Here is a 13,263-nt window from a genome sequence, read left to right as displayed (position 1 = left end):
ATTACGAAGGCCCTTTCTCGTTCAAGATCAATAATTTGGAGAATGCCGGGAACAGTGCGGGCGGTTGTTCGGGCAGTCGCATCACACCGATGTCGGCGCCATCGCTGATGGCCAGGGCCAGGTACAGGCTGTTTCCGTCGGCACTGGCGCTCAGTCCATTGCCCGCGCTCAGCCGCTGGGCGTCCAGGCAACGCTCGGCTTCTTCGCGTCCGGACTGGATACGGACCAGAGTCGTGCCACAGCTGGCACTGCTGCCGAGGTAGTCGATGCTGCCGTTGCCGGCCACTGTCCAGGTCCGGTAGCGCCAGCGGCTGGGCCGGTCCTCACTGACCTGCTGCACGCTGGCAGGGGTCAACGCTGCGTCCACCGACCACAGCCCACCGGCTGCCAGCCGGGTGAACAGCACCCGCCCGGTACTGCGGTCGAAACGCGCCTGCGATACGCCTTCCAGGCTGGCCAACCGCCGCCATGGCTGCGCGCTGCGGTCGAACAGGCTCAAGCGGGTGTGCTGGTCGGCATCACGTTCGACCACCAGCAGCTGCTCCGCGTCTGCGCCGTACAACGCCTGCAATGGCTGCTCGGCGGGAACCGGAAGGCGATGCAGTTGTTCATCGCGCGGTGCGATCTCGTAGACAACCGCTTCGCCATGCTCATCGCGGCCCACCACCAGCAGATGCCGGCTGTCGGCCGACCAGTCGGGCGCCTGCCGTGCCTCGGGCTTCAGCCCCTCGATCGGCCGCAGCGACTCCGGCCGCTGCATGTCGGCCCACCACAGGGCGAAGCTGCCGGAACGATCGGAACTGAACACCAGTTGCCGCCCATCCGGTGCCACCATCGGTTGCCCGTCGCGGCCACTGGAGGCGAACAGGCGCTCACCGGCACCGCCCTGCGCGGGCATCCTGAACACCCCGAACTGCGCGCGCCGATGCACGAACGCCAGCATGTCACCGCGGCGGGACACTGCCGGCCACTGCGCATCGTCGAGCCCAGCGTCGCGCAACGTGCGGCGCTCGACGTCGAGGTAGTACAGGCGTGCTTCGCTGTCCACGCGGCGACCGAACACGATATGCCGACCGTCGCCCAGCCACGCCCAACCACGCAGTTCGGCCGATTCGGTGGTCAACTGCTCGGGCGTGCCGCCGCTGGCAGGCATCCGCCACAGGTCGCCCAGCTGAGGGTTGCGGACAAACACCAGCCATCGGCCATCCGGGGAATAGCGCGGGGCGTAGTCGAAATCATCCTCGTCGACAGCGTACTCCAGCGCACGCCATTGGCCGGTGGCCAGATCGAGCACGCGGATGCCGCGATGGGCATAGCGACCGACCATGCTGCCGAAGACCAGGCCACGACCATCGGGCGTCCAGTCGAAACTGAGCAGCTCGGTGCCGTCGCAGCGCGTGGCCTGGCGCACGGCGCCGCCGGTGGCGCTGGCGATCAGCACCTGGCAGCTGGCATCGGCACCAAAGCGGGCGAAGGCGATTTCGCGGCCATCGGGCGACCAGTTCGGGAAGCGGTCGCTGGCACCTGCCGGTGGCGATAGCAGCTGGCGCGCCGGGGCATTGCCAGAGGTCTGCACCTTGATGGCGTTGCCGCCGGTGCCATCGTCGTTGGCGCCTTCGTAGGCGACCTGCGATCCATCAGGAGAAAGTGTGGGATAGGTCTCGAAACCGGCCGTCGCGGTAATCAATCGATACGGCCGCTCCGGACTTCCGATCACCCGCGTGCCGTTCTCCACTGCCGCATCCACCGGAGAATTCACCGGCGCCGGGCGGCGCAGCAGCAGTACGCTCAACACCACCAGCGCAAGCAGCATCACCACGCCCAGTGCCAGCAGCAAGCGACGGCGCAGACGGCGCCAGCGGCGGCTTCCGCGTTCAACCACCGGCACGCCGGCGGCGGCCACGGCATCCGGCGCAGGCGGCTGTGATGCGGTCGAGTCCTCTACAACGGCGATCGCATCGGTCTCGTGGTCCGCCAGCGGTTGCACCGGCACAAGCAGGCGGTAGCCGGTCTTGGCGATGGTTTCGATGTACGCCTGGCCGTTGTCGTCGTCGACGCTGAACGCCTTGCGCAGCTGGGTCACGGCCTGGGTCAGCACATCGTTGGTCGGCAGCGTGTCCGGCCACACTTCGGCGAACAGCTCGTCACGGGTCACCACCCGCCCCGGCTGCCGCATCAACACGCGCAGCACGCCCAGCGACTTGGGCGTCAAACGGCGTGTACGGCGGGCACCGGCGACTTCGACCTCACGCGAGGACAAAGTAACGATGCACTCACCGACGCGGACGCGGTCGGATTCAGGCGACTGGATTTCGCTATTGATCATTCGTTGCTATGGGGCTGAAACAGGCCGCAAACACTGTTCACCATCGATCCCTTCCCATCCTTGGCACAGCAAGAAGCCAGATTCCGCACAAAGCATCGGCGCATACCGCAAAAAAAACGAAGCCTCCGGATATTAGCCTATGCGAGTTACCTCGCCTATCGCGTGGTCGACATCAGGCTCTCTCTCGCCGACGCATTCACATAATACGCATCATCATTCGCGCCCTTTTGGGCGCGATATTTTTATCTGGCGTTCATTTTCAGAAGCGTTTCAGCATGGTCAGGCCAACCAGCCGCGAAACCACCAGCGCTACGTACATGACGCCGGAAAACTGCTCCAGCATTACCAGCGCGCGGGCCTGCGGATGCAGTGGCACGACGTCGCTGAGACCTACCCCCGACAATAAGCTGAAGCTCAGATAAAGCAGCTCCATCCATGTGCGCTGCGCGCCGCCACTGGCGCCCTGGAAACTGCCCGGATACCACTGCTGACATACGGCAAAGGTAAAAGCGAATGCCCATGCCAGCAGAGTGAACGTGGCACCGGCGGCGAACAGCTCGTCGCGCGTCACTTTGTGGTCCTGCAGCATGTAAGCGATCAGCGCACCGGCGGTGTAGAAATACAGCAGGCTTTCCAGCAGCTGCGCGGTGATGCCCAGTGCAGGCCGGTCGAGCAGGGCCGCCGAAAGGGAAAACACCACCGCCGGGATGGCCAGCACCAACGCCAGCCATGTCCCCAGCGGGCTGCGCTGCACCACCCACAGTGCCAGGCCGAGCACGGCCATGCCGAATACGCCTACTGCCGCGCGCCCGGCAGCAGTTTCGTCCAACGCCGGGTACAGCAGCACCGACAACAGCTGTGCGCCGAGCAGCCAGGCAGAGGGATGACGGCGGGCGATGGCCAGCCAGCGGGTGGTGACGGCAATAGGCATGGTTCCGTGTCCCCGGGGAACGATGGGGCGAGGATAGCGGCATGTCGGTAAGTTGGGTGACTGGACGGTGCCGGGCATGACCCGGCACTGCCCATCTGCGATCAGCCCTGCTGGTACACCTCGGCGCCGGCCGCCCGGAACTGCTCGGACTTTTCCTGCATGCCCTTCTCGGCGTACTCGCGCACGTCCTGGGTGATCTTCATCGAACAGAAATGCGGGCCGCACATCGAACAGAAGTGGGCCAGCTTGTGCGCGTCCTTGGGCAGGGTCTCGTCGTGGAATTCCTTGGCCTTCTCCGGGTCCAGGCCGAGGTGGAACTGGTCTTCCCAGCGGAATTCGAAGCGTGCCTTGCTCAGCGCGTTGTCACGCACCTGCGCACCCGGATGCCCCTTGGCCAGGTCAGCAGCATGGGCGGCGATGCGATAGGCCATGATGCCGTCGCGCACGTCCTGCCGGTTGGGCAGGCCCAGATGCTCCTTCGGCGTGACGTAGCAGAGCATGGCAGTGCCGAACCAACCGATCATCGCCGCACCGATCGCGCTGGTGATGTGGTCGTAGCCCGGTGCGATGTCGGTGGTCAGCGGGCCAAGCGTGTAGAACGGCGCCTCGCCGCACTCGCGCAGCTGCTTGTCCATGTTTTCCTTGATCAGCTGCATCGGCACATGGCCGGGGCCTTCGATCATGGTCTGCACGTCGTGCTTCCACGCAATCTTCGTCAACTCGCCCAGCGTCTCCAGCTCGCCGAACTGCGCCGCATCGTTGGCATCGGCGATGCAGCCAGGACGCAGGCCATCACCCAGCGAGAAGGTCACGTCGTAGGCCTTCATGATTTCGCAGATGTCTTCGAAATGCGTGTAGAGGAAGTTTTCCTTGTGGTGGGCCAGGCACCACTTGGCCATGATCGAACCGCCGCGGCTGACGATGCCGGTAACCCGCCTGGCGGTGAGTGGCACATAGCGCAGCAGCACCCCGGCATGGATGGTGAAGTAGTCCACGCCCTGCTCTGCCTGTTCGATCAGGGTGTCGCGGAAGATCTCCCAGGTCAGCGCTTCGGCGCGGCCATCGACCTTCTCCAGCGCCTGGTAGATCGGCACCGTACCGATCGCCACCGGCGAATTGCGGATGATCCATTCGCGCGTTTCATGGATGTGCTTGCCGGTTGACAGGTCCATCACCGTGTCGCCGCCCCAGCGGATCGCCCACACCAGCTTTTCCACTTCCTCTGCAATGCCCGAGGACACCGCGCTGTTGCCGATGTTGGCGTTGATCTTGGTCAGGAAGTTGCGGCCGATGATCATCGGCTCGCTTTCCGGGTGATTGATGTTGTTGGGCAGCACCGCACGGCCGCGGGCGATTTCCTCGCGCACGAATTCCGGGGTGATGATCTGCTGGATCGACGCACCGAATGCCTCGCCAGGATGCTGCTGCAGCAGTGCGGCATCGCGGATCGCTTCCAGCCGCTGGTTCTCGCGGATTGCCACGAATTCCATTTCCGGGGTGATGATGCCGCGGCGCGCATAGTGCATCTGGGTGACGTTGGCGCCGGCCCGCGCGCGACGTGGCAGGCTGCGCGCGGGAAAACGCACCGGGTCCAGCTTCGGATCATGTTCGCGCGCGCGGCCGAACGAGGAGCTGAGGCCGTCGAGCTGCTCGGTGTCGTTGCGCTCCTCCACCCAGCCACGCCGCAGTGCCGGCAGGCCCGCGGACAGGTCGATGCGCACGTCCGGATCGGTGTACGGGCCGGAGGTGTCGTAGACGGTGACCGGTGCGTTCTCTTCGCCGCCGAACACGGTCGGCGTGCGGGTCAGCGCGATCTCGCGCATCGGCACCTGCAGGTCCGGGCGCGAGCCAGGCACGTGGATCTTGCGCGAGCCGGGAATGGGCCGGGTCACGGATTCGGAGAGTTGCTGGGCCTGTTGCTGCAGGGCGGAGAGCTGTGCGTTCATCGGGCATCGTCCAGGAAGGTCAGGGACGAAGCGGCGGCGCACTGCCACCGCGCACGGACGGCACCAAGGCGCTCCCTGGGCAGGTTCCGGGTACGGCTGCATTGCAAAGCTTCCCTACGCCGGTATGAGCCGGATCAGGTTCCAAGGGACTATCTCAACCGTGGCCACAAGGCCGCGGTACCCCCGCTTCTTGGTGGGCATTAGAGCATAGAAACCACTCGACCTCCTGGCCGTTCATCCACGCAGGGCGCAGATCTGCCGCACCCGCGTTAACAGAACCGTGACGTCGCATTCAGTAACGTGCACGCGCGCCGCACCGTTGCACGTGGCGCTTTCCCTGCCGCCATCGCGGTGCCTGTCCGGTGCGCGCACACTGTCGCCGGCCTACTCCCTGCAAGCTTTCGCTCGCTCCCCTCAATCCCTTGATCGGAGAAGCTCCTTCATGGTGTTTCGCATTTCCATCGCACTGGTGCTTGCCCTGGTGCTGCTGGCCGGCCTCGCGCCCGGTCCCTTCAATACCGTCGTGCAGGCGGCGCTGGCTGATGTCATCCGCAGCGTCGGTTGGCTGTACCTGCTGGTGGTGTTCCTGGCGCTGGTGTTCCTGATGTACCTGGCCTTCGGCCGCTTCGGCAACCTGCGCATCGGTGGCGAAGACGCCGAACCCGAATTTTCGCGCGCCAGCTGGATGTCGATGCTGTTCGCCGCCGGCATGGGCATCGGCCTGGTGTTCTGGGGCGCGGCCGAGCCGATCTCACACTTCACCAAGCCACCGGAAGGCATTGCGCCACAGAGCATGGATGCCGCGCGTGCATCGATGCGCTATGCGTTTTTCCACTGGGGCCTGCATCCGTGGGCGATCTATGCACTGATCGGCCTGGCGATGGCCTGGTTCCAGTTCAACCGCAATGGACGGGGGCTGGTCAGCGATATGCTGCAGCCGATCATCGGCCGCCACCATCGCGGCTGGATCGGCCGTGTCGTCAACATCGCGGCGGTGGTCGCCACGGCGATCGGCGTGGCGACGACGCTCGGCTTCGGCACCATCCAGATCGCTGCAGGCGTGGAGCGCGTATTTGGCCTGCAGGCGACTGTACCGGTGCAGATGACCATCATCGCCATTGCCTTCGTGCTGTACATGGCCTCGACCGCCAGCGGTGTGGAGCGCGGCGTGAAGTGGCTCTCCAACTTCAACCTGGCACTGGCTGCATTGCTGGCCGCGACCGTACTTGTGCTGGGGCCGACTGGCTTCATCTTCGATACGTTCACCACCACGCTGGGTTCCTACCTCAACCAGCTGGTGACCATGAGCCTGCGCATGTCGCCGTTCTCCGGCAGCACGTGGGTGGCCGACTGGACGATCTTCTACTGGGCCTGGTGGATTTCGTGGGCCCCGTTCGTGGGTTCCTTCATCGCGCGCATCTCGCGCGGCCGCAGCGTGCGCGAGTTCGTGATCGGCGTGGTGTTGGCACCGACCCTGCTGGGCTTCTTCTGGTTCGCCGTGTTCGGGGGAACGGCATTGTGGGCGCAGATCTTCGGCCACGCCGACCTTGTGCAGGCACTGGGCAATGGCTATGAGACGGTGCTGTTCACCCTGTTCGACAGCCTGCCGGCGTCGCTGATGCTGTCGGCGGTGGCGTTGGTGCTGTTGATGATCTTCTTCGTGACCTCGGCCGATTCGGCGGTGCTGGTACTGGCCAGCATGTCCACCGACGAAGCCGGGGATCCGCCGCTGAAGCGCAAGCTGGCGTGGGGCATCGCGGTAGCGTTGATTGCGGCGGCATTGCTGCTGGCGGGCGGGCTGGATGCGTTGCAGGGCATGATCACGATTGCGGCGTTGCCGTTCGCGCTGCTGATGGTGCTGGTGATGGTGTCGCTGTACCGGGTGCTGGACCAGGAGTACACGCGCGAGCGGCGGCAGGCGCAGCGCCAGCGACGCATGATCGATGCGTGGATCGCACGCGAGATGGCGGCGCAGGAAGAGACCCAGGCGGAGGCGGCACGCGCGCAGGATCAGGATTGAGGGTGTTTTGCAGCCTGCGGCTGCACCGCTTCTTTCAAGCAACTGCAAGTGCAACTTCAAAAGCCGAGGCGGCTCTGGGCTGTTGCTTGCCTGGCAGGGAGGGGGCCGATGGCGGGACACGCCGCAAGTACGTCCCTGTAGGCTCGGCCACGGCATCCATGCCGTGGACGGTCCCGCCATCGGCCCCCTCCCCGCCTCCGACAATTTCCCGGTGACGGTTGGTGGATCCACGCCATGCGTGGATGAAGGTGTATCGGAAAACAAGAAGGGGTCGGATCCGTTTTCCAAAGGGAAACGGATCCGACCCCAACCATCAGCACGCGGCTGTTGTTGTTGCTTTTGCTTTTGATCTTCTTCTTTCTCTTCCTGCGGTGGCCGCCGCAGGAAACTGTCAGGCGCCGGGTGGGTGGGCTGGGCGGGGGTGTCAGCCGCATGGATGCGGCTGCCAAGCCTCCAGGGACGGATTCACGGCGTCCCCCGACCAGCCCACCCGCCCGGCCCAACAAGCGATCCCGCTTCTTAACCCACCGCAGAGGGGGCTCAGCCCGTTGGCCGGGGAACCTCAGTAGCCCGCCGCCTGCCCGTCCTTGCGGCTCTCCGACGCGCCGTAATACACGCCGGTTTCCGGATCACGCTGGATCGCCTGATAACCACCATATGGACCATCGGCGAACACCACCCGGTGCCCCTTGCGCATCAGCGCCCGCACCGTCTCGTACGGGAACCCGGTTTCCAGATTGACCTCGCCACCATCAGTCATCGCCGTCGCCTGCCCGGTCGGTTCGGTCGATCCCTCATGCTGGATGCGGGGGGCATCACCGGCCTCCTGCAGGTTCATGCCGAAGTCCACCAGGTTCATCACGATCTGTGCGTGCCCCTGCGGCTGCATCGCACCGCCCATCACGCCGAAACTTGCATAAGGCTTGCCGCCCTTGGTGATGAAGGCCGGAATGATGGTCTGGAAGGGACGCTTGCCCGGTGCGTAACCGTTGGGATGGTTCTTCTGCAGCACGAACATCTCGCCGCGATCCTGCAGGATGAAGCCCAGCCCCGGCGGGGCCATGCCGCTGCCCATGCCGCGGTAGTTGGACTGGATCAGTGACACCATCATGCCGTCGGCATCGGCCACGGTCATGTAGATCGTGTCGCCCTCTTCCAGCTGCTTGGGCGTGCCCGGCTGCACTTCCTTCAGCGCCTTGTCCATCGAAATCAGCGCGCGACGCTGCGCTGCGTACTCCTTGGAAATCAGCTTCTGTATCGGCGCGGGCTGGAACGCCATGTCGGCGTAGAAGCGCGCACGGTCGGCGAAGGCCAGCTTCTTGGCTTCCACGAACAGATGCACGTGCTCGGGTGAGCCGAACGGAATCTTCGAGAAGTCGTAGCCTTCCAGTACGTTGAGGATCTGCAGCGCGGCGATGCCCTGGCTGTTGGGCGGCAGCTCCCACACGTCGTAGCCGCGGTAGTTGCTGCTGACCGGCTCGACCCACTCGCCATGATGGTCGGCCATGTCCTGGTAGCTCAGGTAGCCGCCGTTCTTCTTGAAGTAATCGCCGATGGTATGGGCGATGTCGCCCTTGTAGAAGGCATCACGGCCGCCGTCGGCAATCTTCTGCAGGGTGTCGGCAAGGTTGGGGTTCTTCCACATCTCGCCCTTGCGCGGCGCGTGGCCATCGATCGTGAACTGTTCCTTGAAACCCGGATACTGCGACAGCTTCGGCACCGAGCGATCCCAGTAATAGGCAATCACTTCGGCAACGGGATGACCGTCGCGCGCGTAGCGGATGGCCGGGGCCAGGTTGTCGGCCATCGGCTTGCGGCCGAAGCGCTCGTGCAGCGCGAACCAGCCATCAACCGCGCCCGGCACCGATACCGGCAGCGGGCCGGTCGCGGGGATCTCCTTCAGGCCACGGCGCTGGAACTCGGCCAGAGTGAGTGACTTCGGCGAACGGCCCGAGCCGTTGTAGCCGTAGAGCTTCTGCGTCTTCGGGTCCCACACGATGGCGAACAGGTCGCCGCCGACGCCATTGCCAGTCGGCTCCATCAACCCCAGCGCTGCGTTGGCCGCAATGGCGGCATCGACGGCTGAGCCACCGGCCTTCATCACGTCCAGCGCGATCTGGGTAGCCAGCGGCTGCGAGGTGGCGGCCATCGCATGCGGGGCGATCACCTCCGAACGGGTGGCGAAGGTGTGGCCGGTAATGCGGTCGGCGGCCTGGGACAGCATGGGCACGGCAGCCAGCACGGCAGCTGCCAGCAGGGAACGGGCAAGACGTCGGGACACGGTCAGGTTCCGAGGGAAGGGGTGGTGACCCGATCTTCGCCGCTACCGCGACCGGGGGCCATCGGGCATAGGTCATGGGGCGCCTCATGGAGCCACGGACGCCATTGCCACGAACGCTTCGCAATGCGCGCGGAACCTCCCGCGGCACACGGGGCGCTGCACGACCCGGCGAGCGCAGCTGGTATCGCCGGAATCCGCGCAAAAAACCCGTTGAAAAGAGTGAATTCGGGTTCACCGAAACACTTTCAGCAGCAACCATCCTTGCGCCACAAGCGATTGCACTGCATGCAGCGGAAACTGACGGAAATAGTGCTGCGAGGGTTGACACAGCGGAAATGGCTGTGGTTTTCTCGATCACATGTTGCATCACAACACACCACCGCGAACCCACATCGAAGCCGCCGATACCGGCGCCGCCTCGCTGCGTTCGATTCTTGTGCTCGTACTTATTACCCAACCAACAGGTGCGGGACGAGCCAGCGTGTAAGCAACAAACACACCGGAACTCTTTAAAAACCCGCACCCGCCCAGGTGCGGGTTTTTTCATTTCAGGACCTGGTTTCAGACGCAACCACCATGACCACCGCCTCCTCCACAACTTGGACCTGCTGCACCACGAACTCTCGTGGTGGCAGTACCTGTGCGATGCGCGGCGCTGCCCTCCCCGCTTTTCCCTGACCGGCCGGTACGTCGCTTCGACTGCCGGCCGTCTTTTTTCTTCCCACCCGCAAGGAACCTCCCCCATGAGCACCAACGAACTGCCCCAGACCAAGATCGCCGTCATCGGCTACGGCAGCCAGGGCCGCGCGCACGCGCTGAACCTGCGTGAATCCGGCTTCGATGTGGTGGTAGGCCTGCGTCCGGGCGGCCCCACCGAGGTCAAGGCACAGGCCGATGGCTTCACCGTGAAGGCACCGGCCGATGCGGTGAAGGATGCCGACCTGGTCGCGGTACTGACCCCGGACATGGTGCAGAAGAAGCTGTACGAGGACGTGCTGGCGTCGAACATGAAGCAGGGCGCGGTGCTGCTGTTCGCGCATGGTCTGAACGTGCACTTCGACATGATCAAGCCGCGCGAAGACCTGGACGTCGTGCTGGTCGCACCGAAGGGCCCGGGTGCACTGGTCCGTCGCGAATATGAAATCGGCCGCGGTGTGCCATGCATCTGGGCGGTCTACCAGGACAAGAGCGGCAAGGCCGCCGAGTACGCGCTCGCCTATGCGGCCGGCCTGGGTGGTGCGCGCGCCAACCTGATCCAGACCACCTTCAAGGAAGAAACCGAAACCGATCTGTTCGGCGAGCAGGCGGTGCTGTGCGGCGGCGCTTCGGCACTGGTGCAGGCGGGCTTCGAGACGCTGGTCGAAGCCGGTTACCAGCCGGAAATCGCCTACTACGAAGTGCTGCACGAACTGAAGCTGATCGTCGACCTGTTCTACGAAGGCGGCATCTCGCGGATGCTGGAGTTCATCTCCGAGACCGCGCAGTACGGCGACTACGTCAGCGGCCCGCGGGTGATCGACGCCGGTACCAAGGCGCGCATGAAGGAAGTGCTGAAGGACATCCAGGACGGCACCTTCACCAAGAACTGGGTGGCCGAGTACGAAGCGGGCCTGCCGAACTACAACAAGTTCAAGCAGGCCGACCTGGAGCACCCGATCGAGAAGGTAGGCAAGGAACTGCGCGCCAAGATGGTCTGGTTGCAAGGTCAAGCCGCGTAACAACGCGGCACCCCCACCCGCTCTGCAAGGTTCCCCCATGAACTCTCCCACACACCGCAGCGCGCCGCCCAACGGCGCGCGCTGGCTGACCCAGGCGCTGGAGGCCGAGGGTGTCCGTACGCTGTTCGGCTATCCGGGCGGCACCATCATGCCGTTCTACGACGCGCTGGTGGATTCGTCGCTGAAGCACATCCTGGTGCGCCATGAGCAGGGCGCGGCACTGGCCGCCAACGGCTTTGCGCGCGCCAGTGGCCAGGTCGGCGTCTGCGTGGCGACCTCCGGTCCGGGCGCGTCGAACCTGGTCACCGGCATCGCCGATGCGATGCTCGATTCGGTGCCGATGGTCTGCATCACCGGCCAGGTCGCCACGCCGCTGCTGGGCACCGATGCGTTCCAGGAACTGGACGTGTTCGGCCTGACGATGCCGATCGTCAAGCACAGCTGGCTGGTGCGCAGCGTCGATGACCTGCCGCGCGTGGTGGCCGATGCTTTCCGCATCGCCCGCGAAGGCCGTCCCGGCCCGGTGCTGATCGATCTGCCCAAGGACGTGCAGCTGGCCGATGCCAGCCACCTGCCGGCGCATGTGCCAGCCAATGTGGAACCGCCGCCGGCCCCCGCCGACGCGGCCATCGCCGAGGCCATCGCGGCTCTGGCGGCGGCCGAGAAGCCGGTGGTCTACGCCGGTGGTGGCATCGCCTTGGGCGATGCCGTGCAGGACCTGCGCGAATTCGTCGAAGCCAGCGCCATCCCCACCGTGATGACCCTGCGTGGGCTGGGCGCGCTGCCTCCCCAGCACCCGCAGTCGCTGGGCATGCTGGGCATGCACGGCACCCGCGCGGCGAACATGGCCGTGCAGGAAAGCGATCTGCTGCTGGTGCTGGGTGCGCGCTTCGATGATCGGGCGACCGGCAAGCTGGCCGAGTTCGCACCGTTTGCCCGCGTGGTGCACATCGATGCCGATGCGTACGAGATCTCCAAGCTGCGCAGCGCCGATGTCGCCGTGCCCGGCAACGTCGGCCACGCCATCCGCGCCCTGCGTGCGGCCTTCCCCTCCCCCAAGGCCCACCAGGACGCATGGCGCAAGCGCTGCGCCCAGCATCGCGATCGTTTCGCCGCGCGCTACGACGCACCCGGCCAGCACATCTACGCCCCGGCGCTGCTGAAGCGCCTGAGCGAACTGGCGCCGGCCGATACGGTGGTCGCCTGCGACGTCGGCCAGCACCAGATGTGGGTTGCGCAGCACTGCCGCTTCACTCATCCGCGCAACCACCTGACCAGCGGTGCACTGGGCACGATGGGCTTCGGCCTGCCGGCGGCGATGGGCGCGCAGTTCGCCTGCCCCGAGCGCACGGTGGTGCTGGTGTCCGGAGATGGCAGCTTCATGATGAACGTGCAGGAGCTGGCGACCATCGCCCGCTGCCGCCTGCCGGTGAAGATCATCCTGCTGGACAACAGTTCGCTGGGCATGGTGCGGCAGTGGCAGGAACTGTTCTTTGCCGAGCGTTACAGCGAGATCGACCTGTCCGACAACCCGGACTTCGTCGCCCTGGCCAAGGTATTCGGCATCGCGGCCACGCGCATCGATGCACGTGATGACGTCGAGGGTGGCCTGGCCGCGCTGCTGGCCGAACCCGGCCCGGCCCTGCTGCACGTGGCCATCGATGCACGCGCGAACGTGTGGCCGCTGGTACCGCCCAATACCGCCAACAGCACCATGCTGGAAAGCAACCCTGCACATGCACGCCAGGAGATCCCCAATGCAATACCGGCTTGACCTGGTGCTGCAACCGGCCGAGGGCGCGCTGCTGCGCGTGATCGGCATGGCCGAACGCCGCGGTTTCGCGCCGCGCGCGATCACCGGTGCGCCGGTAGCCGCCGATGATGGCCGTTGGCACCTGCAACTGGTGGTGGACAGCCAGCGCCCGCCGGAAACGCTGTGCCGGCAGATGGAAAAGATCTACGACTGCGTTTCGGTGCAGATGACCGCACTGGAAGGAGCATCCGCATGAACGCCCGTACCGTTTGCAACACGGTGCCGGTA

General features: G+C 65.2%; 8 protein-coding genes and 1 riboswitch. Of the genes, 4 read left to right on the top strand and 4 right to left on the bottom strand.

Features of this window, described 5'->3' with window-relative positions; genetic code table 11:
- Nucleotide 1: 1 nt before the first annotated feature.
- The 3 genes from LC407_RS16710 to thiC form a co-directional block, all read right to left on the bottom strand.
- Nucleotides 2-2,326, bottom strand: a complete 2,325-nt coding sequence (locus tag LC407_RS16710; RefSeq protein ID WP_223483233.1) for a winged helix-turn-helix domain-containing protein — start codon at nt 2,324-2,326, stop codon at nt 2-4.
- A gap of 259 nt (nt 2,327-2,585) precedes the next feature.
- A complete protein-coding gene (locus tag LC407_RS16705) occupies nt 2,586-3,257 on the bottom strand; it encodes an ion channel (RefSeq protein ID WP_032976761.1) in 672 nt (223 codons plus the stop codon).
- 101 nt (nt 3,258-3,358) lie between these two features.
- Nucleotides 3,359-5,203, bottom strand: a complete 1,845-nt coding sequence (gene thiC, locus LC407_RS16700) for a phosphomethylpyrimidine synthase ThiC (RefSeq protein WP_025874155.1) — start codon at nt 5,201-5,203, stop codon at nt 3,359-3,361.
- 93 nt (nt 5,204-5,296) lie between these two features.
- Nucleotides 5,297-5,398, bottom strand: a riboswitch (TPP riboswitch).
- Nucleotides 5,399-5,645: 247 nt separating this feature from the next.
- Between thiC and LC407_RS16695 the strand changes: the two genes are divergently transcribed.
- On the top strand, nt 5,646-7,223 hold the full coding sequence (locus LC407_RS16695) for a BCCT family transporter (protein ID WP_025874154.1): 1,578 nt from the start codon (nt 5,646-5,648) through the stop codon (nt 7,221-7,223).
- A 562-nt stretch (nt 7,224-7,785) separates the two neighbouring features.
- Here LC407_RS16695 and ggt read toward each other — a convergent pair.
- Entirely contained in the window at nt 7,786-9,447 is a 1,662-nt protein-coding gene (ggt, locus tag LC407_RS16690) for a gamma-glutamyltransferase (RefSeq protein ID WP_223483264.1), read from the bottom strand.
- Nucleotides 9,448-10,247: 800 nt separating this feature from the next.
- On the opposite strand from ggt, the gene ilvC reads away from it, so the two are divergent.
- The 3 genes from ilvC to LC407_RS16675 are packed head-to-tail and all read left to right on the top strand — an operon-like array spanning nt 10,248 to nt 13,231.
- Complete coding sequence (gene ilvC / locus LC407_RS16685; RefSeq protein ID WP_025874152.1) at nt 10,248-11,222, top strand: ketol-acid reductoisomerase; 975 nt, start codon at nt 10,248-10,250, stop codon at nt 11,220-11,222.
- Nucleotides 11,223-11,259: 37 nt separating this feature from the next.
- Complete coding sequence (gene ilvG, locus LC407_RS16680; protein WP_059065039.1) at nt 11,260-12,996, top strand: acetolactate synthase 2 catalytic subunit; 1,737 nt, start codon at nt 11,260-11,262, stop codon at nt 12,994-12,996.
- On the top strand, nt 12,980-13,231 hold the full coding sequence (locus LC407_RS16675; protein WP_025874150.1) for an ACT domain-containing protein: 252 nt from the start codon (nt 12,980-12,982) through the stop codon (nt 13,229-13,231). Before ilvG ends, LC407_RS16675 begins: the two co-directional genes overlap by 17 nt.
- The last annotated feature ends 32 nt before the right edge of the window (nt 13,232-13,263 follow it).

This window comes from Stenotrophomonas sp. OVS01A, from assembly GCF_019969775.1.
Classification (GTDB): domain Bacteria; phylum Pseudomonadota; class Gammaproteobacteria; order Xanthomonadales; family Xanthomonadaceae; genus Stenotrophomonas; species Stenotrophomonas indicatrix.
Note: the sequence above shows the minus strand (reverse complement) of the source record. Positions and strands in the feature narration are given on the sequence as shown.

Excerpts from the sequence above, each read along its gene's own strand:
- ilvG (WP_059065039.1), top strand. The coding sequence starts at position 11,260 with ATGAACTCTCCCACACACCGCAGCGCGCCGCCCAACGGCGCGCGCTGG.
- LC407_RS16675 (WP_025874150.1), top strand. The coding sequence starts at position 12,980 with ATGCAATACCGGCTTGACCTGGTGCTGCAACCGGCCGAGGGCGCGCTG.
- LC407_RS16695 (WP_025874154.1), top strand. The coding sequence starts at position 5,646 with ATGGTGTTTCGCATTTCCATCGCACTGGTGCTTGCCCTGGTGCTGCTG.
- ilvC (WP_025874152.1), top strand. The coding sequence starts at position 10,248 with ATGAGCACCAACGAACTGCCCCAGACCAAGATCGCCGTCATCGGCTAC.
- thiC (WP_025874155.1), bottom strand. The coding sequence starts at position 5,203 with ATGAACGCACAGCTCTCCGCCCTGCAGCAACAGGCCCAGCAACTCTCC.
- LC407_RS16705 (WP_032976761.1), bottom strand. The coding sequence starts at position 3,257 with ATGCCTATTGCCGTCACCACCCGCTGGCTGGCCATCGCCCGCCGTCAT.
- ggt (WP_223483264.1), bottom strand. The coding sequence starts at position 9,447 with ATGCTGTCCCAGGCCGCCGACCGCATTACCGGCCACACCTTCGCCACC.
- LC407_RS16710 (WP_223483233.1), bottom strand. The coding sequence starts at position 2,326 with ATGATCAATAGCGAAATCCAGTCGCCTGAATCCGACCGCGTCCGCGTC.